Raw genomic sequence first — 24,148 nt, 5'->3', positions numbered from 1 at the left:
GTTTCCACAGGATGGGGGCGGGTAGTCGTGAGATCCCATTGGTTGTCGTCTAAGGTCGTCGATCGTGACTCCGCCCACTGATTCGGACACGCAGCGCATACCAGGCCGTTTCTGGGTCTGGTTGTTCGGCGCCGCCGTGTCTCTCCTCGGCGACCTGACGATGGCCTTCGCCATCGGCTGGTCCGCCACCCGCCACGGCGGCAGCGTTGCAGGGCTGATCCTGCTCCTCGCTGCTGCTCCGCGGGCCGTCCTGCTCCTGATCGGCGGCGCCATCGGCGACCGGTACGGCGCGCCCCGCGTGCTGCTGGTCAGCTGCACCGCGATGTTCCTGGTGACCGCGGCCCTGGTCCCCACGACGCGCGCCGTGGGGGAGCCCGTCTGGTTGCTGGTGATCCTGGCATTGGTGGTCGGAGTCATCGACGCGTTCTTCCTGCCCTCGTCCCGCTCGATGCCGCGTCTGCTCGTGCCGCCGGAGCAGGTGCCGCGGGCGCTGGCGAGCTTCCAGGTGACCGGAGTGGTCTTCGCCGTCTCCGGTACGGCGGTCGGCGGCGTCCTCGTCAACTGGGCAGGTCTGTCCGCGGCGGCCGCCTTCGACGCGATCACCTTCGGCGTGATGATCGTGGTGTTGTATCTGCTGCGCGGCACCACCGCTCCGCACGGGTCGAGGACGACAACCATGTTCCGATCGATCGTCGACGGTGTTCGCGCGGCGTTCGGCCGGCCGCTCACCCGGGCGCTGCTGATCACGATGACGGTCGCCGCCGGTCTGCTGATGCCGATGGATGCGCTGCTTCTGCCGCTGCTCGCCCGCCATCACCACTGGGACGCTAAAACGGCGGCCCTCCTGATCGCGACCCGGAGCATCGGTGTCGGCGTCGTGTCGATCCGGATCCTGATGCGTGGTGCGTTCCAGCGGCCGGGGATGGTGGCGATGCTCGGCCTGCTGGTCGCCGCGGTCGGGTTCATCGGCCTGTCGCAGGTGACTCCGCTGCCGCTGACCATCGCATCCGCCGTACTCAGCGGCGTCGGTGTCGGCACCTTCACCGGACATGTGCTGCCGCTGCTGATGAACTCGGTCGAGCGCGAGTACCAGTCACGGCTGCAGTCGGTCATCGTGCTCTGCCAGAGCCTCGCGCTGGTCGTGATGAACCCGGTCCTCGGCAGCCTGGCCGATGTCCAGAGCATCCAGATCACCGGAGTCTGCCTCGGTATCGGCGTCGCGATCGCCCTGATCGGCTTGGTCGCGCTCAGCCGGCCGGTCCTCCGCAACGCGCGGGTCGCGTAGCCGCTACGGCTTGCCCGGTGCGCGGTACGTCCACCCTGCGGCGCGCCACGCCTCGGCGTTGAGGTTGAGGCGGGCGTCGATGACGACCGGGTGGGCGACGAGTCCGCGCAGTGCGGCGGGGTCGAGTTCGCGGAACTCGGGCCACTCGGTGAGGTGCAGTACGGCGTGGGCGTCGCGGCAGGCCTCGACCGCGGTGGAGGCGTAGCGCAGCGTCGGGCGGACGCGGCGGGCGTTCTCCATCGCCTCCGGGTCGAAGACGGTGACGTTCGCGCCGTGCAGCTGGATCCGGCCGGCCACGTCGAGCGCGGGCGAGTCGCGGACGTCGTCCGTACCGGCCTTGAACGCGGCGCCGAGGACGGTGACGTTCTTGCCGACCCATTCGCCGCCGAGCATCTCGTGGGTGATGTCAACGATCCCGGCGCGGCGGCGCTGGTTGATGTCGTCGACCTCACGCAGGAACGTGATGACCTCTTCGACGCCGAGCTCGCCGGCCCGGTGCATGAACGCGCGCAGGTCTTTCGGCAGGCAGCCACCGCCGTACCCGGGGCCGGCGTTCAGCATGCCGCGGCCGATCCGCTTGTCGTACCCGAGCGCGTCGGCGAGCAGCGTCACGTCCGCGCCGGTCGCGTCGGCCATCTCGGCGAGCGCGTTGATGAACGAGATCTTCGTGGCCAGGAAGGCGTTCGCGCCGCCCTTCACCAGCTCCGCGGTCGGGAGGTTGCACACGACCACCGGCGTACCCTCTGCGATCGGGGTGGCGAACACCTCGCGCAGGCGGGTCTCGGCGGCGTCGGTCTGTACGCCGAACACCAGCCGGTCCGGGTGCAGCGTGTCGTCGACGCCGTGCGCCTCGCGGAGGAACTCGGGCTGCCAGGCGATCTCGACCGCTGTACCGGCCGGGGCTTCGGCGTGGAAGCGGGCCTCGACGATCTTCGACGTACCGACCGGGACCGTGGAGCGGCCGACGATCAGGGCCGGCTTGGTCAGCAGCGGGGCGAGCATGGTGACGACCGAGTGCACCTGGGCCAGATCGGCCGCCTCGCTGCCCTCGAGCTGCGGCGTGCCGACGCAGATGAAGAGCACATCGGCCCAGTCCGCGATCTCGCGGTAGTCCTTGGTGAACCGCAGCCGGCCGGAGTCCACGTGCTTCTTCAGCAGCGGGTCCAGCCCGGGCTCGTACAGCGGCGCCTTGCCGTCGTTCAGCAGCTTCAGCCGGTGTTCGTCGATCTCGACCCCGATGACGTCGAAACCGAACTCGGCCATCCCGGCGGCGGTGTTCGCGCCGAGGTAATTGGTGCCGATCACGGCGATCCGCAGGGGGCGGGAGGTCGCTTCACTCATGTCGGGGACTCTACCCATCGTGGTTATCAGCGGGTGACCGGCTCATGTCTGCCGGTCTTCCATGGCGTGCGGACTTGGTCACTTTCGGCGTACGACGCCCTCCTTTCGCGGATTGTTCGTCGTACTGTGTGACTCGTGAGTAACTCATTCGAGCTGTACGCGCTGTCCGAGGAGCACCAGGCGATCCGGGACGCCGTCCGGGACGTCTGCGATGCCAAGGTCGCCCCGCACGCCGGGGACGTGGACGAGCTGGCCGAGTTCCCCAAGGCGTCGTACGACGCGCTGAAGGCCTCGGACTTCCACGCGCCGCACATCCCGGAGCAGTACGGCGGCGCCGGGGCGGACGCGCTCGCGACGGTGATCGTGATCGAGGAGGTCGCGCGTGCCTGTGCGTCGACCTCGCTGATCCCGGCCGTGAACAAGCTCGGCTCGCTGCCGTTGCTGCTGTCCGCGTCGTCCGAGGTGAAGGAGCGGTACCTGCCGCCGGTGGCCGCGGGGGACGCGATGTTCTCGTACTGCCTGTCGGAGCCTGAGGCCGGCTCGGATGCCGCGTCGATGAAGACGCGGGCTGTTGCTGACGGCGACGGTTATGTGCTGAACGGCGTGAAGCGGTGGATCACGAACGCCGGGGTGTCGGACTTCTACACGGTCTTCGCGGTGACGGACCCGGACGCGCGGTCGCGCGGGATCTCGGCGTTCGTGGTCGAGAAGGCGGACGAGGGCGTGTCGTTCGGCGCGCCGGAGAAGAAGCTCGGGATCAAGGGGTCGCCGACGCGCGAGGTGTACTTCGACAACGTGCGCATCCCGGCGTCGCGGCTGATCGGGGAGCCCGGCACCGGTTTCTCGACGGCGATGGCGACGCTGGACCACACCCGGGTGACGATCGCCGCGCAAGCCCTGGGCATCGCGCAAGGTGCCCTCGACTACGCGCTCGGTTACGTCAAAGAGCGCAAGCAGTTCGGGAAGGCGATCGCCGAGTTCCAGGGCCTTCAGTTCATGCTCGCCGACATGGGCATGAAGATCGAGGCGGCCAGGCAGCTCACGTACGCCGCGGCCGCGCGCTCCGAGCGGGGCGACAGCGACCTCACGTACTTCGGCGCCGCCGCCAAGTGCTTCGCCTCCGACGTCGCCATGGCCGTCACCACCGACGCAGTACAACTCCTCGGCGGCTACGGCTACACCCACGACTACCCGGTAGAACGCATGATGCGCGACGCCAAAATCACCCAAATCTACGAAGGCACCAACCAGGTCCAACGAATCGTCATGGCCCGCCAACTGTTGAAGGGTCTGGGGTAAAAGCAGTCCATCGCGGAAGGTGGTTGGGTGGGTTGAGGTGGTCAGCCCATCGCGGTGCTACGCGCGGCTCCTTCGTCGTCGGGCTATGCGCCGCTCCCACCCACCCCCGGGCTTATCGCCCGGACCCGTGCGCGCTGACGCGCGGGTGACGGCCCCGTGGCGCGACGGGTTCGTACCCGCCGAAGGCCGCACCGGACCTGCGCGGTTCCTCGCCGTCCTGTGAGAGGGGAGTGCGGCCGGGAGGTCGGACCGTGCTGCGGGAAAGGTCGTTGCCGCCAGCGGGCGCGCTGCTGCCCGCGCCGTAGGTGTGCGCGGTCGCGCCAGGTGAGTACCTCTGGTTGGGTCCGGGGGCGGGCCGACCGCGACGGCCGGCGAAGTGGCTAAACCCAACCGTGCCGCGCGCGGCGTCATCGGCTGGTGGACTTTGGGGTTGCTAGCGTCGCGGGGTGGTTATGCGGCGGCGGGTTGTGCTTGGGGCGGTTGTGGTGGCGCCTTTGCTGGTTGCCTGTGGGAAGAGTGCGCGGGACGGGGCGCCGGAGTTGAAGCTTGAGGCTGTCTGGCGGGTGCCGGTGAGGACTCGGGTTGAGGGGTTGGCGGGGCGGGCGCGGCTGGTGGGGGACTCGGTGGTTCTGGTTGACGGGACCGGGGTGGAGACGGTTCGGGTTGTCTGCTTCAACGCTGCCGACGGGAAGCAGGTCTGGCAGATCGATGACACCAAGCCGGTGTCGGTGCCGGGAGTGGGAGAGGTTTGGCTTTGTGTTGTCGGGCGGGGTGTGTATGAGTCGCCTGATGTCATCCAGGAGCCCACGGTCGGGTGTGCCGGCAACATTCTCCCGATGAGTTTCGTTGCCGACCGCAACGCCAAGACGAGCAGCGGCATCGTCGGCGTCGACGTACACGATGGGCGCCCTGTCTGGGGATTCCGGGCCGAGTCCGACGCCTCTACCGATCGGACGATGGTCACGGCTGTTGCCGGGTCCGTCGTGCTGGCTACCGTCAGCGCGCCGTACGGCCCCGACTGGCCGGGGCGGGCGACGACGATCGCGATCGACGCGCGGACCGGGCGGGAGTTGTGGCGTGGCGCCGGGGTGATCGGGCTGGCGGGAGACGGGGAGTCGGTCGTCGTCGCGAAGAAGACGGACGGCGGCTGGCGGCCGGAGGTGCGGGATGCGCGGAACGGTACGCCGCGGTGGACCGGCAAGCATTCGATCGACGGGCCGTACCAGCACGTCGCGACTGTCGCCGATCACACCGTGTTGAGTACCAAGGATCGAAGGGTCACCGACATAGTGCACCTGTCGACCGGCGACCGGCTCGACTTCGAGGCTGACGCTCCTCCGGGGCTGGTGGGGTCCGAGCCACCGATGCTCGTGTGGGACAGCGGTGTCGCCTGGTGGGCCAAGGGGCCGAATGGGTTCGTCACCCAGACCCTCCCGGATGGCTCGCCCACGAAGGGCAAGAGCCGGCCCAAAGGCCTCGAGTTCCACGCGACGTACGGCGCCGGACCGTACATCTGGGGCACGTACAAGACGACGCAGGAGAGCACCGAGCACGACGATCTCGCCGGGACCGTCGCGGTGGACCGCACCGGACAGCCCCGGTCCGCGAGTCAGGCCGGCGTGGTGCTTGCCGACGTGTCCGAGAAGTGGCTGGTCGTCGGCAAGAACGGGTACGTCGAGGTTCAGCGCATCAAGCCGTCCTAGGGAAGCGTGTGGCCCGCGGCCGTGTACAGGTGGTACCACTCCTCGCGGGTGAGGCGGATGGCCGCGCCGGCCGCGGATTCGATGACGCGACGAGGATTGGTCGTGCCGATGACGATCTGCATATTGGCGGGGTGCCGGGCGATCCAGGCGATGGCGATCGCATCCGGGGTAGTCGAGTACTTGCCGGCCAGCTCGTCCAGCGCCTCGTTCAGCGGCCCGTAGTTCTCGCGGTCGCCGAGGAAGACTCCGCCGGGCGGTGGCTTCTGGACGGAGCCCCAGGTCTGGATCGTCATGTCGTTCAGGCGGCTGTAGTCGAGGACGCCCAGGTCGCGGTCGACGGACTGGTCTAGGCCCATGATGTTCGCGGCTAGACCCTGCGCGACCAGCGCGGCGTTCGCGAGGCTGAACTGCATCTGGTTGGCGACCAGCGGCTGGCGGACGGACCTGGCGAGGAGCTCGATCTGGCCGGGCGTGTGGTTCGAGACGCCGAACGCCGCGACCTTGCCGGCGGAGTGCAGTTCGTCGAAGGCCGCGGCGACCTCGTCGGGCTCCATCAGGGTGTCCGGGCGGTGCAGCAGCAGTACGTCGAGGTGGTCGGTCCGGAGCGCGGTCAGCGACTGCTCGACGCTCGAGACGATGTGCTCACGGGAAAAGTCGAAGTACCCGGGCCGGATGCCGACCTTGGACTGGATCACCACCTGGTCCCGTTCGGAGGCGGGGACCGGCTGCGCGTCGCCGTACCGCTGCTCGCAGCCGTGCGAACCGCCGTAGATGTCGGCGTGGTCGAACATCGTCACGCCGGCATCGCGCGCCGTACCGACCAGCTCCCGGATCTCGCCGTCGCTGAGGTTCTTGATCCGCATCAGCCCCAGCACAACCCGTGACACGGACATCCCGGCTTTGGTCAACTCAACGGTCTCCATGACAGGTGGTTCTATCACCATGGCGAGTAAGCCAGGCGATTCCTGGGCACTTGACAAGGCAATCGGGGATTCTGTCTTGAGGAGCGGCCGTGACCACAACTGCAGACCCCGTCGCTTCGCCCCAGGACGAGTTCCAGCCCGCCGGTGGCAGGCTCGAGCGCGGGCTCATCTGGGTATTCATCGTGGTGCCCACGCTGGCGCTGCTGCCGGCGATCTACTTCGCCTGGGGCGGCTGGATCAGCTGGCGGGACGTCGTACTGCTGGTCGTGTTCTACGTACTCACCACCACCGGCATCGGCGTTGGCTACCACCGCCTGTTCACGCACAGCGCGTTCAAGAGCAAGCGCGGCCTGAAGATCGCCCTGGCGATCGCCGGCAGCATGGCACTCGAGGGTCCCGTCATCCGCTGGGTGGCCGACCACCGCAAGCACCACAAGTACGCCGACCGGGACGGCGACCCGCATTCGCCGTGGCGCTACGGCACCTCGGCCTGGGCGGTGACCAAAGGGTTCGTCTTCGCGCATGTCGGATGGGTCCTGTGGGGAGAGGAGCGCGCCGACCCGAAGCGCTACGCCCCGGACCTCCTGAACGACCGCGACATGGCGTCGATCTCGGGCATGTTCCGTCAGCTGGCGGTGCTGTCTCTGCTGGCGCCCGCGCTTATCGGTGGACTGTGGGACAGGTCGTGGCACGGTGCCGCGACCGGATTCTTCTGGGGCACGCTGGTCCGGATCGCGCTGATGCACCATGTCACGTTCTCGATCAACTCGATCTGCCACGTCACCGGACGCAAGCCGTTCGCCGCCCGCGACCGATCCGGGAACGTGTGGTGGCTCGCCGTACTGAGCCAGGGCGAGTCCTGGCACAACCTCCACCACGCCGATCCGACCTGCGCACGCCACGGAGTCCTCCGCGGACAGGTCGACATCAACGCCTGGCTGATCAAACGCTTCGAACGGTTCGGCTGGGCGTACGACGTGAAATGGCCCGACAAGGAACGCTTGAAGAAGAAGCGCACGGCCCTCGTCTGACGGACAAACCGGCGTACGCTCTAAGGACCTGACTGGTCGGGTCAGGCTGCCCCAGACACCGCGGCAGTGATCGTCGCTGAGATCCGGGGTGTTGTCATGAGTGTTCTACGGCCGGCGCTATGAGCGCCCGTGACGCGGACCGGTCCGCAGCCGCGCTGGCCACGCTCACCGGCGATCTCTACATGGCTCCGGATCTCGACACGCTGCTGGAGCAGACGCTGAGGTTCGTGTCCGTCGCCATCACCTGCGACTGCGCCGCCATCGTGCTGTGGCCGGGTCACGGCGTGGAGCGATGGCGGGTCACCGGTTCGGACTCGCGGGCGGCCAGGGCCCAGTACATCCGGTACGAGCCCGGCGAGGGCATGGCGACAGTTCGCTCCCAGCCGGTGATGGTCGGTGACACCGATGCGGAGGTTGCGACCGAGCTGGGGCTTCACAGCGTGATGAGCAGCGTCATCCGGGCCAGGCATCACGACATCGGAGTACTCGACGTCTACGCGTGCGAGCGCGACGCGTTCCGTCCGTCGGACACGGCTCTTGCCGGTGCACTGGCCACGCACATCGCGGTCGCGATCAGCACGGTGACAACGGCTGACACCCTGATCCGCGCGATCGATGCCCACACCGCGATCGGGCAGGCGGTGGGCATCTTGATGGAGCGGTTCGACATCGGGCCCGATGCGGCCATGGTGCTGTTACGGCGTCATTCGCAGGAGCACAACGTCAAGCTGCGGGCCGTTGCCGCGGACGTGGTGTCGGCGCACCGCCCCGCCACGCGATGGTCGCAGCGATCAGCCGGGCTGCCCGGCTGAGCAGGCGGCGGCGGTGAGCCCGGTGGACAGGGGACGCCTCGATGGGCAGAGTGGGAGCAGCGACGTCAGGACCGGGATCGCCCGGTCGAGCGGCCCAAGGCGCGCGGCGACGTCCGAGGTGAGCTGATCCGTGGCATCACCGCGTGTGCGCCAGATTCTTCTCGAGGTCCTGACCGATCCGCCCGGCCGGGCGAGCACGGCCACGCAGGTGATGCAGCGATTGGTCGCCGCGGCGCTGCCGGCGGTGAAGGTCGACGGCGCGAGCGTTGCCTTGATGACGCCGGCCGGTCACGCCGGCCTGTTGGCCGCGACCGACGGTCCCTCCGCGGAGCTGGAGAACCTGCAACTCACTCTCGGAGAAGGTCCGTGCCTGGACGCCTCACGCGCGGGCAGACCCGTGCTCCAGCCGGATCTCAGCAGCGGCGGTACTTCGCGCTGGCCGGGATTCACCTCGTCGGCGACCAACGCCGGCATCGCCGCTGTGTTCGCGTTCCCGCTGCAGGTGGGCGCGATCCGGTTGGGAGTGCTTGACCTGTACCGCACGATCACAGGATCGCTGGAGCCTTCGCAGCTCGCCGAGGCGCTCGACTTCGCTGCCGCTGCGACGACGATCATCCTCGACCTGCAACACAGTGCGCCGATCGGGGAGCTGCACCCGCTCCTCGCCGTCGCCGCCGACGCGCATCGCGAGATCCATCAGGCCACCGGGATGATCTCGGTCCAGGCCGCGGTCGGGCTGACCGAGGCCCTGCTGCTCCTGCGCGCCCGTGCGTACGCCGCGGGCCGCCCGCTGCTCGACATCGCGAACGACGTTCTGAATCGACGACTCACCTTTCACCGCGAGGACGATCATGATGAGTAGGCAGGGCGATCCGGAGAGCGGACCACCAGCGCGGAAAGGAGCCAGGTCATGACCAGGGAGCAACGCCTCGGACGAGTCTTCGTCGAGCTCGCCGACAGCCTCGTCGACGATTTCGATGTCATCGACCTTCTCCATCTGCTCTGCGACCGCAGCGTCGAGCTGCTCCAGGCCGACGCGGCCGGGCTGATCCTGGCCGATCAGCGCGGCCTGCTGCACGTGATGGCATCCACCACCGAGGAAGCCCGGCTGCTCGAACTGTTCGTCCTGCAGAACGACGAGGGTCCGTGTCTGGACTGCTACACCACCGGGCAGCAGGTCGTGAACGTCGATCTCGACGAGGTCGGCCAGCGCTGGCCCAGGTTCTACGCCGCCGCGACCGCGGCCGGCTACCGGTCGACGCATGCGTTGCCGTTGCGGCTGCGTGGCCGGACGATCGGCACGATCAACCTGTTCTGCGAACGGCTGACGAGCTTGAGCCAGGAGGACATCGATCTCGGGCAGGCCTTGTGCGACATCGCGACCGTCGCATTGCTCCAAGAGCGCGCGATCCGCTCCGGCGAGATCCTGGCCGAACAGCTGCAGGGCGCGCTGAACAGCCGCATCGTGATCGAGCAGGCCAAGGGCGTCCTGGCCGCACGAGCAGACGTCCCCCTGGACGCCGCCTTCGCCCTGATGCGGGCCTACGCGCGCAGGAACCACCTGCGGCTGGGCGTGGTCGCGACAGATGTCACCGCAGGCACGATCACCCCCGCCGATCTCCAACCCACAAAGAAGTCCTGACCTCGGGTCCGCACCCGCATGGAGTGGTCCGGCGGGGGCACCGGGGGATGAATACCGGGACGGAAGAGGAGATGGCAATGGGTACGGACGACAAACTCCAGAACGCGGCCGAAGAGGCCAAGGGCAAGCTCAAGGAGAAGGCCGGCGACGCGACCGACGATCGCGACCTGGAAGCCGAAGGTAAGGCGGACCAGACGAAGGCCAACCTGAAGCAGGCCGGCGAGAAGGTCAAGGACGCCTTCAAGGACTGACGCCAGGCCCCTCAGGGGGTCGAACGTGGGGCTATCTGTTCGGCGGCCATCCATTCGGTGGTCTCGGTGTGATCCCGGTCCTGATGCTGGACCAGGCCACGCCAGCCGGACGGGTGGTTCTCGCAGGCGATGAGCCAACCCGGCTGCCAGCGACCGTGGATCCACAGATCCACGTGCGCCGGCAGCTGCAGGTGATCCAGCCGGTAGTCGTCGAAGGTGTTCATCAGACGGACCGGTCCCAGGCCCGATGCAGGCCGACTGCGGCGATGAGTTCGCTCGTGTAGGGCTTGGCGACCGTGTCGCCGAGGACGATGCCAGGTGCGGTCGTATCGATACCGGCAGCTGTGAGTACGTCGACACCGTCGCCCCACGCGGCGATCACCTTGCAGTGCCGGAAGAGTTCGCCGAGCAGGACGGTCAGCCTGCCGTCGGTCAACGTCGGGTTGCCAGCGGCAACGACCACGGCGTCGTACTCGATCGACCGGGTGGTGAGGAACGTGCGCTCGACGGGCTGGGTCGTGCGGGCGCGCTTGATGGTCCCGCCGGACGGCGCGAGGAGCCGCAGTACGGCGCCCTTGGCCTCGATCGCCCGGCGCAGCTTGTTGATACCGGCGAGGTCGGCGCCGTCGGCCGCGATCACTCCGATCACCCGTCCGGCGATCGGCCCAGGCGTGTCGACGAGCTGGGACAGGGCGGGGGAGGGCGTCGGGTCGACCACGGGAGTTCCGCTGGGCGCGGGCATTCCGAGTCCGGCCGCGACCGCCGTACACAGCTCTGTGGCGACGTTCGCGAGTACGCCGAGCATCCGTTCGCGGATCGGCTGTTCGTAGCACTTGCTGAGCTCGAAGGTGAAAGCCTCGACGATGTGGGCCTGCTCGATCGCCGTCATGCTCGCCCAGAACAGCGCGGCCTGGGAGAAGTGGTCGGCGAACGACGCCGGATTCGCCCGGACCTTCGGACCGCTGACCTCACGCGGGACATGCACGAAAGCGCCCTCGTCGGCGGGCACCGGCTCGCCTTCCTGGCCGAGGCTGTTCGGCAGGTACGGCGCGATGCCGCGATGTACTGCGGTCTGGTGCATCCCGTCGCGGAGGTTGTCGTTGACGCCGGCGTGCGGACAGTTGATCGGCAACTGGGTGAAGTTCGGGCCGCCCAAACGGGTCAGCTGGGTGTCGAGGTACGAGAACAGCCGGGCCTGCATCAGCGGGTCGTCGGTGACCTCGATCCCGGGCACCAGGTTTCCGGTGTGGAACGCGACCTGCTCGGTCTCGGCGAAGTAGTTCGTCGGATTGCGATCCAGGCTGAGCTTCCCGACCAACTGGACCTCGCACAGCTCCTCGGGGACGATCTTGGTCGGGTCGAGCAGATCGATCCCCTCGAAGGTCTGGTCGTCGGAGTCCGGCATGATCTGCAGCCCCAGCTCGAACTCCAGCGGTACGCCGGCATCGATGCCGTCGGCAAGGTCCCGCCGGTGGAAGTCGGGATCGGCGCCGGCCGCGATCTGAGCTTCTTCCCAGACCAGCGAGTGGATGCCGGCGACTGGCTTCCAGTGGAACTTGACCAGACACGTCTCGTCCTTGGCGTTCACCAGCCGGAACGTGTGGACGCCGAAGCCTTCCATCGTGCGGAATGAGCGCGGAATGCCGCGGTCGGACATCGCCCACATGACGTGGTGGGTTGCCTCGGTGTGCAGCGAGACGAAGTCCCAGAAGGTGTCGTGCGCGGTCTGCGCCTGCGGGATCTCGCGGTCCGGGTGCGGCTTGCCGGCGTGGATGATGTCGGGGAACTTGATCCCGTCCTGGATGAAGAACACCGGCATGTTGTTGCCGACCAGGTCGAAGTTCCCCTCGTCGGTGTAGAACTTCGTCGCGAACCCACGGACGTCGCGGACAGTGTCGGCCGACCCGCGGGAGCCGAGCACGGTGGAGAACCGGACGAACACCGGCGTCTCCCGGCCACGCTGCAGGAATCCGGCCCTGGTGATCGAGCCGGCATTCCCGTACGCCGTGAACGTTCCGTGAGCAGCCGCGCCGCGTGCGTGCACGACCCGCTCCGGAATCCGCTCATGGTCGAAGTGCGTGATCTTCTCGCGCAGATGGAAGTCGTCCATCAGACTCGGGCCACGCGGACCGGCCTTCAGCGAATGGTCTGTGTCAGCGAGTCGCACGCCCTGCGCGGTGGTCAGCAGCGAGCTGGTCTGAAGCTTGCCCTCCGCCGCGTCGACCGGACGCTCGTCCGGCTGTTGTGCTTTGCGTTTCGGGGGCATGAGACTCCTCAAGAAAGATGCGGTCCACCCCCGGTACCCGCGGCTACGCCTGCTCCAGGTGGGCGATCGCGAGGAGTTCGCCGTCGACGGGACCGAAGTGGGCGAGGGCGTCGCGGTGGATGCTGGTCACCAGCGAGGTCATGGCGGCGGGAACCTCGTGCTGACCGGCGAAGTCTTCGAGGGACTCGAGTTCCTCGACGATCCGATCCAGGCCGAAGGTCGCGAGCTGGTCACCGGTGAGCAGCCGGGGTACGACGTCCTCGATGAAGGCCGACGCGGCCGGACCGTTCAGCAGCAGCTCTCTCAGGCGCTCGGGGTCGAGTCCACCGCTCCGGGCGAGCATCAGGACCTCGCCGACGGCGACGACCTGGTTGAACCACAGGAGGTTGACCAGCAGCTTGGTCAGGTAGCCGCTGCCGTGTGGACCGGTGTAGTGCACCTGCCGGGCGAACGTGCGCAGGATCGGCTCGACCCGGTCTAGGGTCGCTGATTCGCCGCCGGCGTACAGAGTGAGCTCACCTGCTTCGGCCGCGTCCGGACCGCCACCCACCGGAGTCTCGAGGTAATCGATGCCGTAGCGCCTCGCGGCCGCGACCAGCTCTGCTCCGAGGGCAGGGGACGCGCTGGTCAGATCGAGCCAGATCGTTCCTGGGTGGAGGCGTTCGAGCAGTCCGGGAATCGCCGACCGCAGCTCCGGACTCCCGGGCAGAACGGTGACGAGGACAGCGGTCCCCGGTAACGGCTCGCCCCAGGTCGCACCGAAGCCCGTGACCAGATGCTCGACCTCGGCACGTACGTCGTGAACCCGGACCGAGTGACCGGCGGCGACGAGATGCCGGGCAACCGGCAGCCCGATCCGGCCCGCACCGACAAGCGCAATCTCAACCATGACGCCATTGTCAGCGGGGGATTGTGGACGCGCGAACCACGAGCTCCGGTGTGAAGGTCACCTGCCGGTGCGGGCGCGACGGGTCGTCGGCGGTCTCGAACAGGAGCCGAGCGGCGGATTCGCCGATGTCGTGCGCCGGCTGCCGGATCGTGGTCAGCGGTACGACGGCCAGCTGCGCCTCGCCGATGTCGTCGTACCCGACGACCGCGATGTCGCCCGGAACCGACCAGCCGTCCCGGATCAGCTTGTTGACGATCGCGATCGCGATCATGTCGTTGCCGCAGAGGACCGCCGTCGGCCGCGGTTGCATCGCGGTGATGAGGTCGGCCAGCTCGCTGCGTTCGCGGATCGTCCGGCCGCCCGCGTCGGCGCGCTGCAGCAAAGCAGGGTCCTCGCCGGCCGCCTCGATCGCGAGCATCGCGCCCTCGTACCGCGCCTTCAGGACGAGATCGCCGCCCGGACCGCCGGCGAACAGCACCCGCCGGTGACCCAGGTCGAGCAGGTGCTTCATCGCCAGGAACCCGCCGCGGTGCTGATCGACGATCACCGCGGACGACGTCAGCGCCATCCCCTCATGTCCCAGTACGACGATCGGCGTACCGATGGACTCGAGATCGCCGAGGTCCGGCGGCTCCGCGGTCGCCGACGCGATGATCAGCCCGCCGGCCCGCATCTCGGCGAGGTTGCGCACGTACACGCCCTGACGGACCGGATCGCCCGCGGTGTCGCAGTACACGAGCACGAAGCCGCGGCTGCGTGCCACGTCCTCGACCCCGCGGGCGATCTCGGTGAAATAAGGGTTCGCGGCGTCCGGCACGAGCAGCCCGAGCGTGTGCGTGCGGTTCCCCCGCAGCGTGCGTACGGCGCGGTTGGGGACGAACCGGGTCTCCTCGATCGCGCGGTCGATCCGCTCGCGGGTCGCCTCGGCCACCGTCTTGGTGCCGTTGATGTAGTTCGACACCGTGCCGATCGACACGCCCGCGAGCGCGGCGACGTCCTTGATCGTGACGTTCTTCGCCAATTCATCTCCACCTAGCCGAATACAGCCCGGATCATCTCGAGGAACCCGTAGCCATTGTGGCTGTCGGGGAGCAGCGCCGAGCCCTCCGTCCACTCGTTCCACGCGTTCACGGTGATGATCGGATGCGGTTGACCATGCCGTTCGAGGAACGACTTGGCCAGCAGCAGCCCCTCCTTGAACTCCTCGGGCGACGGATCGAACGTCGTCGTCCACGGGTACCGTCCGCGGGCGAACTCCCGATCCTGAGCGGTCCGCGGCGACGCGTCCCACCCGACAGTCACATTCGGATAGAACGGTACGTCGAGCTCTGCGGCGTACCGCTCGTACTCCGCGAACGCGGCGTCTCGCAGCGGGCCGATCTCGGCCTGCGGGAACTCGAACCTGCCGAGATCGGCGTGATGCACCCATACGTACGACGTCGCGGACCGGAAACCGAGCTTCCGCACCAGCTCGGCCGGATCGTCGAGCGTGATCGCCGCGGGCAGTACGCCGACGCCCCAGATCACCGCGTCCAGATGGAGCCCGTCGAAGCCCGCCTGACGCGTCTGCTCGTCGAACCACTGCAGCGCGTCGGCCGTCTCCTCGACGCCGCCGAGGCCGACGATGAGGTTGCCGAGCTCGTAGATCGTCAGCCAGGGCCGGCCGTCGATAGTGAGGTAGTTCGGGCGTGCGAAGTACGTGTCGATGACGTGGTGGGCCAGCTTCTCGAAGGCGGCGCGATCGATCGCGCCGTTCTTGAGGCGCTGCGGCGATTCGTTGGCCGGGTCGTCGTGCGGGAAGATGTTGACCAGTTCGTGGTTCGCCCACATCAGCGCGAATTTGATGTCGTCGCTGTTCCGCGCGGCGAGCAGACCGTCGTCGAGGGCGCCCTGCAGATACGGCCCGTCGTCGTACCAGTAGTAGTCGACGAGAAAGCCGTCGACGCCGTACTCCTTGGCGAGACGGATCTGATGTTCCGCGGCGGCCGGGGTTGCCTCGTCGAAGCGCCCGTCAAGCGGAATGCGTGGTTGCCGGTGCCCGTCGAAGCGCGGCTTCGCGGCCTCGAGGAGTTTCCACTCGTCCCAGTCCTGGCCGAACCACTTCGCGTTCCGCGGATCGGCATGCCAATCCGGGAAGTAGTACGCGAGGATCTTCGGTCGGTCCATCAATGAGGCTCCTTGATTCATTTGACCGCACCGGCGGAGATGCCGGTACGGAAGGTCTTCTGCAGGACGATGAAAACCACCACGACGGGCAGTGAGATCAGAATGTTCGCGGCGAAGATCTTCGGGGTGTCGACCAGCCGCTCGCTCTGGAAGTACGTCGGGACCTGGGTCAGCATCTGCAGATCGGTCGACTGGATGAACAGCAACGGCAGCAGGTACTCGTTCCATGCGGCGAGGAATGTGAAGATCGCGACGACGGACAGGATCGGCCGGCAGATCGGCACCAGGATCTGCCAGAAGAACTGCCACGAATTCGCGCCGTCGAGACGCCCGGCCTCGTAGAGCTCGGCCGGCAGCCCGCGAATGTAGTTGCTGCTGACAAGCACCCCGAACGGGATCGAGATCACCGTCAGCGGGATGATCACCGACCAGTAGGTATCGAGCAGCCCGATCGCCTGGACGACGTAGTACAACGGAACGACGAGCGCGATCGCAGGCAGTGCGAGCCCGGTCAGGATGACGACGGCGCCGACCCTCGAACCACGCGGCCGCAGTACGGCGAAACCGTACGACGCGCTGAGTCCGAGGAACATGACGAGAAGAACGGTCGACACCGAGACGATCAGACTGTTCGCGAAGAATCGCAGGAACGGTGTCGACGACAGGACGACCGTGTAGTTGGTGAATCCCTCGCCGCCCAGGGATTCCTTGACGATGAGCACGAGCGGGATGACGAGCACCACGAGCGCGATCAGCACGAGGAGCTGGCTGAGCACTCGCCCGGGCAGTCTCTGGAACTGGAACATGTCGCTACTGGCTTTCGCTGGTCGAGAGGCGAACCTGCAGGATCGAGAAGACGAGCGCGATCAGCACGAGCACGATCGACAGTGCGGCGCCGTACCCGGCGTGGAACTGCGCGATCACCTGCTTGTAGATGTAGCCGGTCAGCACCTGCGTCGTCGTACCCGGACCGCCGCCGGTGGTGAGGAAGACGAGATCGAACATCTTCAGCGAGCTGATGAAGCCGAGCACGATCAGCACGAGGTGCGACCCGCGCAGCATCGGCGCGACGACCGTCGTGTTCAGCTGCCACGTCGTCGCGCCGTCGATCCGCGCGGCCTCGAACAACCCGCGATCGATCTGCCCGATCGCGGCGTCGTAGATCAAGAAGCTGTAGCCGGTGTACTGCCAGACGTTGATCAGGATGATCGTGCCGAACGCCGTCTTCGGATCGGCCAGCCAGGGCTGGTCGAAGCCGTGCAACCCGAGGCTCTGCAGCAGGTGGTTTAACCCGCCGTCCGGCGTGAGCAGGATGCGGTACGACGTGGCGACGACCGCCGGCGCGAGGACGACCGGGACGAAGACGAGCGTCCGGAGCAGGCCGCGCAGCCGTGTCTTCGTGCGCACCAGGATCGCCAGCGCGAGGCCGAGGGTCAGCTGGATCGCGACCGTGGCGACCGCGAAGACGAGCGTGTTGCGCAACGCCTGCCAGAAGATCGGATCCTGCAGGAGCTTCGAGTAGTTGGCGCCACCCACGAAGTCGGTCGGCGAACCCACGCCGGACCAGTCGAACAGCGAGTAGAACGCGTTGGCTGCGATGCCCGCGTGGATCACGCCGATGACGAGGATCAGCGCGGGCAGCGCCCAGAGGTAGTCCGACAGCGCCAGCGGGCGGTGACCCCGCACTAGCGGCTCACCGCTTTCGACGCGGACTCGACCTTCTTGAGTGCGTCCTCCGGGGACGACGTACCCGCTGCCACCGCCGACAAAGCGTCGCCGAGGGCCGTGGTCAGGTCGCTGTACGGGATCTGCCGCGCGCCGATCAGCTCGGTCAGCGACTGCTGCTGGCCCTGGATGTCCGCGACCTGCGCGGGGTTGATGACGTCGGTGGTCGCCACCTTCACCGAGGTGACCGCCGGGATGTTTCCGCCCGCCGCCTGGATCTTCTGGCCGTCACCAGCGGTCAGGAACTCGAGGAACTTGAACGCGGCGTCCTGCTTCGACGACTTCGCCGAGACCGCGAACCCGTTGTCCGGGCCGCCGAACAGCTTCGTCGGCTCGCCGCCGGTGACCGGCGCAGGGAACGGAGTGGACAGGAACAGACCGTCGATCTTCTTCGTCACGGTCTTCTGCGCGTCGACCTGTCCGGTCTTCGTCATCGTCGCCGGCGTGTTCCAGGTGCCCAGGGCAATGAACGCCGCCTGGTCCGACAGGAACGTGGTCTGCGCATCCGGGTACTCCGTGGCCGCGGTCGCACCGGCCGGGATGATGCCGCTGGTGAACAGGTCCTTCCAGGCGCTCATGGCCTGCACGAACTCGTGGTCCGTCCACGACGTCTTGCCCTGGATCGCGTCGTACACCTTGCCGGGCGCGATGCTGTTGATCAGCGACAGGTACACGTCGGTGTTGACCCACGCGTCCTTCGCGCCATGCGCGAGGCACTTCACGTTGTGGGTCTTGAGTGTCGCGCAGACCTTCTTCCACTGCTCGAAGTCGGCCGGTACGCCGAGGCCGTACTGGTCGAGGATCTTCTTGTTGTAATAGATGAGCCCGGCCGCCGACATGTACGCCGGGAGCGCGACCTGCTTCTTGTCCAGCTGCAGCTGGCTGAGCCCCTCGGGGTTGAACTTGCTCGCCCAGTCCTTGCCGAGGTCCTTGGCGGCGCGGTCCTCGACCGGGACCGCCAGCGGACCGAAGTTCGTGGTGAGGTCGCCGGGCTGGACCTGGAACACGTCCGGGCCCTTGTCGGAGGACAGCCCCGGCCGGAGCGCGGTGACGTAGTCGTTGTAGGCGTACTGCTTGTAGGTGACCTTGACCTGCGGGTTCGCGGCTTGGAAGTCCTTGATCGCCTGGGTGCTGTTGAAGGCGTTCCAGCCCCACCAGGTCAGCGACACCGGACCGCTCTGGGCCTGCTCCTTCGACCCTGAGCCGCAGGCCGCAAGACCGGCCGCGGCGAGGGCGATGACCGTCAGAACGGTGGCCCTCCTCGTTCCTGAGCGATACATCTCGAGCTCCTTGAGTGAAATGTTTCAATCGCCTGTGATCGTAGCCAGAGGCGTTTTCACTGTCCAGAGGTCGACCGGATGCGGCCAACTAATGAATCATTTCACCCGCGGGTGGGGTCGGCGCCCGCCTCCTTGCTCACCCGGTCGCCCACCTCGAGCTGCTTCCACAGGTCGCGCGGCACCTTGACCTTCTGCTTCTCGCCGCCGTCGAGCTCGACCTCGAGCCGGCGGTACAGATTCGAGCCGTCGAGCATCGCCCGCGACTTCTTCACGACAACCCCGCTCCACGCATCCTCGTTGGCCATGAGTACTCCTTCGATCACGGTGAGTGGTCGAGCCGAGACTAGCTCGCGGCGAGGTTCAGGAGTCGCTCCGGCCAGCCGGGATCGGTGGCCTCGGCGATCGGGTAGCCCGAGGCCCACGGGCCTTCCCAGTGGACCTCGATGCCGGGGTTGTGGACCGAGCTCCCGTCCGGGAGGAACAGGTGCGGACTGCCTTGTACGGCGTCCGTGACGGCCACCGCGTGATCGGCGGTGACCTCGGAGCGCGCTCGCCCATCGTCGAGAGCAGCGGCCAGGGCGGCGGCGTCCACGGAATCGACCTCCGCGGCGACCTCGAGGATCACCTGGCGGTGGCCGATCGTCCGGGACTCGAACCAGAACGCCCGCCGAAGCGCGGAGTCCAGATCCTCAGATGCCCGCAATCCTTGGGCTTTGGCCGCATGCACGGCCTCGGCGGCGAGCAGCACGGTGGAAGGGTAGGTCCAGTCCGGCTGCGTCCACAGCCGGAACCCGATCTCCGGCGCGAGCTGCCCGAGCCCGACCGCCTCGCTGTCCGTCCCCGGTCGCGAGTGCGGTCCGTTGAACAGCTCGAGCGCGAACGAGTGGTGATCGAGTCGCACCGCGTCGTCCAACCCGAGCTTGGTCCGCGCCGCCCGGAGGCGGTAGATCGCCACATGCGCGAAGGGGCACAGCAGGTCCGACCACACCTGGATCGTGTTAGCCGCGACGTTCACGCGTCCTCCTGGTGGTCGGCGCCGGGTGGGTTGTTCGTGAAGTGCTCCGGGCGGATCAACACCGCCGTACGCCGGTCCGCGACCATCTCGCGGTCGTACTCGTCGAGATCCGGATGTACTCCGCCCGCCGCCGCGTAGATGTCGCGCAGCAACACCCGCAGGCGCTCCGCATCGATCCCAGGCAGCGGATCGTCCGGCCCGGCCAGCTCGACCGATCCGCTGACGCCGATCCACTGCCACCCCGCGCGGAACACCAGCGTCGCCTGCGGGGTCCGCCGCAGATGCTTCAGCTTCGCGGTGTGCCCGCGCGCGACGAACGCCACGATCGGCTCGCCGGTCAAGGGGTGGTCGAGCACGCCGGCGTTGACCACCGAGGCGGCCGGATCGCCGGACCGTCGCTGCGTGATCGCCACCGCCAGAAAGTGATCCTGCCGTCCAAGCTCGTTGATTCGCTCGAGTCCTCGCATGCCACGAAGCTAACGGACCACGGTCCGGTTATCAAGTGGCCAGAGCGTCGGCTGGATCGCCGGGTCGGTGTAATCCGGATCCGGGTTCTGCCGGACGAGCGTGTCGTTGGGGTGAGCCGAACCGGCACGCCAGCGGTTGCTCGCCGGCTGCAGGTGAATGGCGATCGACCGGCGCGGCGCCGTACTCAGATTGGCCGAACTGCCGTGCACGGTCCGGCAGTGGTGGAAGCTGACCTGCCCCCGCTTCATCCGCGGTACGACGGGAGTCGGGTCGAACCCCTGCGCCGCGATCGACGCCTCCAGGCCGGCGTTGTCCTGCGAGAAGAAGTCGAGCCCGGTCACCGACCACCGATGACTGCCGGGGAGGAACCCGACCGCGCCGTTCACCTCATCCACGTCGTGGAACCCGACCCACGCGGTGAGCATGTCGTCCGACGTACACGACTGCCAGTACTGCCGATCCGTGTGCCACCCCACCCGCGCCGACCCACCCGGCGGCTTGAACAACAACTGGTCGTGCCACAGCCGGATCCCGTCCGCTCCGGAGAGCGCAGCCGCCGTCGCGCCAATTGCCGGGTGTCTTACCAACGTGCCCAGTTCGTCGACGCGCAAGGACGAGTAGTCGTTCTTCCGCAGTACGTCGCCATCCGCGGCCTGCCAGCCTCGTGTCGCGGGCAGATCGGGTAACGCGTGATCGTGGTCGCCGGCGTAGAACCGCTCCATCCCGCGCTCGGCCGCGTCGAGTACGTCGGACGGCACGATCACCGGCGAGATCCAGTAGCCGTGCTCGCGGTAGAAGGCGATGTCGTCTGCTCCAGGTAGCTCCATGCGGACCAACCTAGGAATCGAGAGCCCGGTACGGCGTTGCCGATGTTCAGGCAACTGGACACAATCTTCAGGTGTCCTTGCACCGTCCCAGCGGCCTCCGCGCCGGATTCCACGCCGAAGGTTTCGCTGGGGACAGCGGCCTCCTGCACGCGGGCGAGCAGTGGGTGCCGGAGCAGTTCCTGATCGAGCCGCACGAGCATCCGGTCTGGGAGATCTACCTGCAGCAGCACGGCAGTACGCACTGGGTCGCCGGCGGCGAGAGCTACGTCCTCCACCCGGGGCACCTGTTCGCCGTACCGCCCGGTGTCACTCACCACCTGGCCGGCCGTTCCGGCAACCACCACTTCTACTTCGCCGCGATCGACCGCGAACCCGTTGTACGGCGTCAGCCCGCGCTCGCGCTGCCCTGGCCGAAGACCGTCGTACATCGTGAGGCGGGGGAGCTCACCCACGCGTTCGCGCAGCTGGTCCGCGAGGTCACCACTCGCTACGAGTACGCCGACACCGGGCTGACGCTCGCGGTCGACCATCTGATGCTCGCGGTGTCCCGGTGTCTGGCGCCGGCCGCCGTGCCGCAGCTCGCGATGCACCCGGCGGTGCGGACCGTGAAACGCCTGCTGGACCAGGAGTTTCACGAGCGCTGGACCCTGCGGGAGCTGGGCGATCGCACCGGGCTCGCACCGGCGTACCTGGCCGAGCTCTTCACCACCGAGCTCGGCCAGCCGCCACATCGGTATTTGAACGAACGCCGGATCGACCGCGCCCGCCAACTCCTCGAGACCAGCGACATCACCATCACCGCGCTGGCCGTCAGCCTCGGGTTCAGCTCCAGCCAGCACTTCGCCCGCGTGTTCCGTCAGCTGACCGGGACCACTCCGACGGCGTTCAGATCGTCACCAGCGCGGTGACGCCCAACGCGAGCCCGACGAGATAGGTGCCCATGGCACCGACATCGCGCAGCGGGCCGTGGGTGGCGAGGCTGGGCGACCTGAGCATGCCGACCGCGTGAACGTAGCGGACGAACACGGCGGCGATCGCGAGCGCGTCGACCACCCAACTGTCGGACAGCACCGAACAGACGAGCAGCAGGACGATCATCGTCGGGATGTACTCGGCGGCGTTGCCGTGTGCGCGGACCGCGATCATCAGCCGGTCGGTGGGATCGGTGGGGAGTTGGTTCCCGGCGCCGCGGAGTGCGCGGTTCCGGGTGACGTTGGCGCCGAGCAGGAACAGCAGGATGCCCAGCAGCGCGATACAGACGATGGTGATGGTGTCGAGGCTCATACGAGTACTCCTTCGAACAAACGGCTCACGATGGTTTGACTGAGTTGGGTCCCGAGCAGGGCGTCGGTCTTGTGCATGCCGCCCGGGCAGGTGACGTTGACCTCGATCAGCCGGCCGCCGATCACATCGAGACCGGCGATGGCGAGACCGTGCTTCCGCAGTACGGGACCGAGGGCGGTGACGATCGCGCGATCGTCCTCGTCGGGCTCGGCCGGCGCGACCGGCGGTCCGATCCGGAAGTCGTCGACGGCGGGTCGGCGAAGTACGGCGCCGACTATTTCGCCGTCGAGCAGGAACAGGCGTTTGTTGCCGTGCGCAACAGCAGGCAGGTATTGCTGAGCGATCACCTGCTGTTGTCCGCCGTGGCTCGCGGACTCGAGCAGCGCGACCGCGCCCTGGTCGTCGTGCACGAGCCAGACGTCGAGACCTGCGAATCCGTCGACAGGCTTGACCACCGCGGTGCCGACACGTGCGACGAACTCTCGCAGTTCGGTCGGATCCGCGCCGACGTGGGTCGAGGGACAGAGCTCCGGGAAGTGCAGCGCGACCAGCTTCTCGTGCATCGCGCGAATGCCCTCCGGGCGGTTGATCACCCGCGTGCCGGCGCGCTCCACCAGATCGAGCAGGTACGTCGTGTGCAGGTACCGCGCGTCGACCGGCGGATCGATCCGCAGGTGCACGAGCTCGAGCGACGCGACGTCGATGACCGCCGACTCGAGCTCGTCCCACCAGGTCGCGTCGACGATCCACCGATGGTCGCCGCCGGGCGCCTGCCGCGGCCGAAGCCGGATCCGCCGAGCATGAGCCCGCACCCGACCCTCAACAACCGCCAGCTCCTCCGGCCCACAACACCAAACCTCGAACCCCAACTCCTGCGTCGCCCACATCAACCCAACACTGGCGTCGATGTCGCCGGCCAGCCCCGCCAGTGGATCAGTAACAAACAGAACACCCCGCACGCTGTCCGTGGTGGTTGCGGTGGTCATGCTGCGACCTCTTCCCAGTTGGCCGCTGCTGTGGCGGCGGCTCGCCAGTGTTCGGCCAGGTTTGCCTGCTCGGGTTCCAGTGCGCGGATGACCGCTCGGCGGTGGGCGTCGTCGTACATCAACTGACTGAGTGCGGCGATCGCGCGTTCGACCCCGGCTGGTTCCTGCGCGTCGAGGAATCGGACCTCCAGGTAGGTGCCGCGTGGGCGCACCGGCGGGAACAGTGTGGTGAGGTGTGCCTCCGCACCTTCCAAGAACTGTGTGGCCCCGACAGCGAAGGCTGTGTAGGAGCCGATCGGGTCGTCGCCCCGGAGCACCCGGTCGTCGAACCCGGTCCGCGTCGGGTCCACGTCCAGCCACGTGCCCAACCGCCCGCCGTCCCGCGCGAACGCCGCAGCAATGAACGGCCCGGCGAGATTCAACACCCGCCACTGCTCCAGACCCGCCGCCCCCGGCCACCAGTCCAGGCAGATCTGCGTCGACGCAGTACGCCGCATCATCCGTCGCCCAGCCGGTCCGATCGAGTCGAAGTGCCGCTGCATCGCGACGTACCGCGATGACGTCAGCTGCAACGGCACATCCGTCCGCGGATCCACCGGGATCGTCAGCAATGTGATGCCGACCTGGTCGAGCCGAGTCCGCAGATCCGCGGTCAGCGTCGCCAGGTCCCCGACCGGATCGAGCGACGGCGGCAGGCTCAGCTCGAGCTGACCGCCCGGTTCGAACGTGACGTACGGCGCCGCCATCGCCCCCGCGGCCGCCCGCCGTACCCGCTCGATCGGGACCACGCCGCCGTCCGCGTCGGCGACCACGTACTCCTGCTCGACCGCGACCCGGACCGTCCGCCGGCGCCCCCGCGCGAACAGGCCCGCAACCACTGGGTGAAGCTCCATGGCATCCATCGGGCCCTCCTGATACCGTAAGGTTTCCTGTCGAAATATTGGAAGGTATCCTT

At 67.8% G+C, this 24,148-nt stretch carries 26 protein-coding genes; 9 read left to right on the top strand and 17 right to left on the bottom strand.

What is annotated here, in order from left to right; translation table 11 throughout:
• Positions 1-64 precede the first annotated feature (64 nt).
• Entirely contained in the window at positions 65-1,285 is a 1,221-nt protein-coding gene (locus tag ACFWUU_RS08785) for an MFS transporter (protein WP_137252909.1), read from the top strand.
• A 3-nt stretch (positions 1,286-1,288) separates the two neighbouring features.
• On the opposite strand, the gene ACFWUU_RS08780 is transcribed toward ACFWUU_RS08785, so the two are convergent.
• Positions 1,289-2,626, bottom strand: a complete 1,338-nt coding sequence (locus tag ACFWUU_RS08780) for a UDP-glucose dehydrogenase family protein (RefSeq protein ID WP_380173925.1) — start codon at positions 2,624-2,626, stop codon at positions 1,289-1,291.
• Positions 2,627-2,761: 135 nt separating this feature from the next.
• Between ACFWUU_RS08780 and ACFWUU_RS08775 the strand changes: the two genes are divergently transcribed.
• The gene (locus ACFWUU_RS08775; RefSeq protein ID WP_380173923.1) at positions 2,762-3,925 is read left to right on the top strand and encodes an acyl-CoA dehydrogenase family protein; all 1,164 of its coding nucleotides are present in this window, start codon (positions 2,762-2,764) and stop codon (positions 3,923-3,925) included.
• 836 nt (positions 3,926-4,761) lie between these two features.
• Positions 4,762-5,628 (top strand): hypothetical protein, encoded by an 867-nt coding sequence (locus tag ACFWUU_RS08770; protein ID WP_380173921.1) that lies wholly within the window; start codon positions 4,762-4,764, stop codon positions 5,626-5,628.
• Here the strand turns inward: ACFWUU_RS08770 and ACFWUU_RS08765 are convergent.
• On the bottom strand, positions 5,625-6,551 hold the full coding sequence (locus ACFWUU_RS08765; RefSeq protein WP_380173919.1) for an aldo/keto reductase family oxidoreductase: 927 nt from the start codon (positions 6,549-6,551) through the stop codon (positions 5,625-5,627). The two genes, ACFWUU_RS08770 and ACFWUU_RS08765, sit on opposite strands and share 4 nt — an antisense overlap.
• A gap of 89 nt (positions 6,552-6,640) precedes the next feature.
• On the opposite strand from ACFWUU_RS08765, the gene ACFWUU_RS08760 reads away from it, so the two are divergent.
• From ACFWUU_RS08760 to ACFWUU_RS08740, 5 genes are all read left to right on the top strand, one after another.
• On the top strand, positions 6,641-7,582 hold the full coding sequence (locus tag ACFWUU_RS08760; RefSeq protein WP_137252913.1) for a fatty acid desaturase: 942 nt from the start codon (positions 6,641-6,643) through the stop codon (positions 7,580-7,582).
• A gap of 119 nt (positions 7,583-7,701) precedes the next feature.
• Complete coding sequence (locus ACFWUU_RS08755) at positions 7,702-8,394, top strand: GAF and ANTAR domain-containing protein (protein ID WP_380173917.1); 693 nt, start codon at positions 7,702-7,704, stop codon at positions 8,392-8,394.
• A 130-nt stretch (positions 8,395-8,524) separates the two neighbouring features.
• A complete protein-coding gene (locus tag ACFWUU_RS08750) occupies positions 8,525-9,256 on the top strand; it encodes a GAF and ANTAR domain-containing protein (protein WP_380173915.1) in 732 nt (243 codons plus the stop codon).
• 48 nt (positions 9,257-9,304) lie between these two features.
• The gene (locus ACFWUU_RS08745) at positions 9,305-10,036 is read left to right on the top strand and encodes a GAF and ANTAR domain-containing protein (protein WP_380173914.1); all 732 of its coding nucleotides are present in this window, start codon (positions 9,305-9,307) and stop codon (positions 10,034-10,036) included.
• Between the two features lie 77 nt (positions 10,037-10,113).
• The gene (locus ACFWUU_RS08740; protein WP_137252917.1) at positions 10,114-10,287 is read left to right on the top strand and encodes a CsbD family protein; all 174 of its coding nucleotides are present in this window, start codon (positions 10,114-10,116) and stop codon (positions 10,285-10,287) included.
• Positions 10,288-10,298: 11 nt separating this feature from the next.
• Here the strand turns inward: ACFWUU_RS08740 and ACFWUU_RS08735 are convergent, their stop codons facing one another.
• The 12 genes from ACFWUU_RS08735 to ACFWUU_RS08680 all read right to left on the bottom strand — a co-directional run bounded on the left by ACFWUU_RS08735 (position 10,299) and on the right by ACFWUU_RS08680 (position 20,923).
• The gene (locus tag ACFWUU_RS08735) at positions 10,299-10,511 is read right to left on the bottom strand and encodes a hypothetical protein (protein WP_137252918.1); all 213 of its coding nucleotides are present in this window, start codon (positions 10,509-10,511) and stop codon (positions 10,299-10,301) included.
• Positions 10,511-12,553: a catalase gene (locus ACFWUU_RS08730; RefSeq protein ID WP_380173912.1), complete on the bottom strand. Its 2,043-nt coding sequence runs from the start codon at positions 12,551-12,553 to the stop codon at positions 10,511-10,513. The genes ACFWUU_RS08735 and ACFWUU_RS08730 overlap by 1 nt, the downstream gene beginning before the upstream one ends.
• 43 nt (positions 12,554-12,596) lie before the next feature.
• Entirely contained in the window at positions 12,597-13,442 is an 846-nt protein-coding gene (locus tag ACFWUU_RS08725; protein WP_380173910.1) for an NAD(P)-dependent oxidoreductase, read from the bottom strand.
• A gap of 10 nt (positions 13,443-13,452) precedes the next feature.
• Entirely contained in the window at positions 13,453-14,463 is a 1,011-nt protein-coding gene (locus tag ACFWUU_RS08720; RefSeq protein WP_170989586.1) for a LacI family DNA-binding transcriptional regulator, read from the bottom strand.
• A gap of 11 nt (positions 14,464-14,474) precedes the next feature.
• Positions 14,475-15,608: a glycoside hydrolase family 99-like domain-containing protein gene (locus ACFWUU_RS08715; protein ID WP_380173908.1), complete on the bottom strand. Its 1,134-nt coding sequence runs from the start codon at positions 15,606-15,608 to the stop codon at positions 14,475-14,477.
• Between the two features lie 17 nt (positions 15,609-15,625).
• Positions 15,626-16,414, bottom strand: coding sequence for a carbohydrate ABC transporter permease (locus ACFWUU_RS08710; protein ID WP_380173906.1), 789 nt, complete (start codon positions 16,412-16,414; stop codon positions 15,626-15,628).
• A gap of 4 nt (positions 16,415-16,418) precedes the next feature.
• Positions 16,419-17,294: a carbohydrate ABC transporter permease gene (locus tag ACFWUU_RS08705; protein ID WP_380173904.1), complete on the bottom strand. Its 876-nt coding sequence runs from the start codon at positions 17,292-17,294 to the stop codon at positions 16,419-16,421.
• The gene (locus ACFWUU_RS08700; RefSeq protein WP_380173902.1) at positions 17,294-18,613 is read right to left on the bottom strand and encodes an ABC transporter substrate-binding protein; all 1,320 of its coding nucleotides are present in this window, start codon (positions 18,611-18,613) and stop codon (positions 17,294-17,296) included. Before ACFWUU_RS08700 ends, ACFWUU_RS08705 begins: the two co-directional genes overlap by 1 nt.
• 101 nt (positions 18,614-18,714) lie before the next feature.
• Entirely contained in the window at positions 18,715-18,918 is a 204-nt protein-coding gene (locus tag ACFWUU_RS08695; protein WP_380173900.1) for a hypothetical protein, read from the bottom strand.
• Positions 18,919-18,956: 38 nt separating this feature from the next.
• On the bottom strand, positions 18,957-19,628 hold the full coding sequence (locus ACFWUU_RS08690; RefSeq protein WP_380173898.1) for a DsbA family protein: 672 nt from the start codon (positions 19,626-19,628) through the stop codon (positions 18,957-18,959).
• Positions 19,625-20,095, bottom strand: a complete 471-nt coding sequence (locus tag ACFWUU_RS08685) for a pyridoxamine 5'-phosphate oxidase (RefSeq protein WP_380173895.1) — start codon at positions 20,093-20,095, stop codon at positions 19,625-19,627. Before ACFWUU_RS08685 ends, ACFWUU_RS08690 begins: the two co-directional genes overlap by 4 nt.
• A gap of 9 nt (positions 20,096-20,104) precedes the next feature.
• Positions 20,105-20,923, bottom strand: a complete 819-nt coding sequence (locus ACFWUU_RS08680; protein ID WP_380173893.1) for a phytanoyl-CoA dioxygenase family protein — start codon at positions 20,921-20,923, stop codon at positions 20,105-20,107.
• A 71-nt stretch (positions 20,924-20,994) separates the two neighbouring features.
• Between ACFWUU_RS08680 and ACFWUU_RS08675 the strand changes: the two genes are divergently transcribed.
• Entirely contained in the window at positions 20,995-21,831 is an 837-nt protein-coding gene (locus ACFWUU_RS08675; protein ID WP_380173892.1) for a helix-turn-helix domain-containing protein, read from the top strand.
• Here the strand turns inward: ACFWUU_RS08675 and ACFWUU_RS08670 are convergent.
• From ACFWUU_RS08670 to ACFWUU_RS08660, 3 genes are read right to left on the bottom strand one after another with little or no spacing between them, the layout of a single operon-like run.
• Entirely contained in the window at positions 21,809-22,207 is a 399-nt protein-coding gene (locus ACFWUU_RS08670) for an MAPEG family protein (protein WP_137252931.1), read from the bottom strand. The two genes, ACFWUU_RS08675 and ACFWUU_RS08670, sit on opposite strands and share 23 nt — an antisense overlap.
• Positions 22,204-23,193: a hypothetical protein gene (locus tag ACFWUU_RS08665; protein WP_380173890.1), complete on the bottom strand. Its 990-nt coding sequence runs from the start codon at positions 23,191-23,193 to the stop codon at positions 22,204-22,206. Before ACFWUU_RS08665 ends, ACFWUU_RS08670 begins: the two co-directional genes overlap by 4 nt.
• Positions 23,190-24,095 carry a glutamate-cysteine ligase family protein gene (locus tag ACFWUU_RS08660; protein ID WP_380173888.1) on the bottom strand — a complete coding sequence of 302 codons (906 nt, stop codon included), beginning with the start codon at positions 24,093-24,095 and terminating at the stop codon, positions 23,190-23,192. Before ACFWUU_RS08660 ends, ACFWUU_RS08665 begins: the two co-directional genes overlap by 4 nt.
• Positions 24,096-24,148: the final 53 nt, after the last annotated feature.

The organism is Kribbella sp. NPDC058693 (assembly GCF_042715335.1).
In the GTDB taxonomy this organism is placed as follows: domain Bacteria; phylum Actinomycetota; class Actinomycetes; order Propionibacteriales; family Kribbellaceae; genus Kribbella; species Kribbella jiaozuonensis.
Note: the sequence above shows the minus strand (reverse complement) of the source record. Positions and strands in the feature narration are given on the sequence as shown.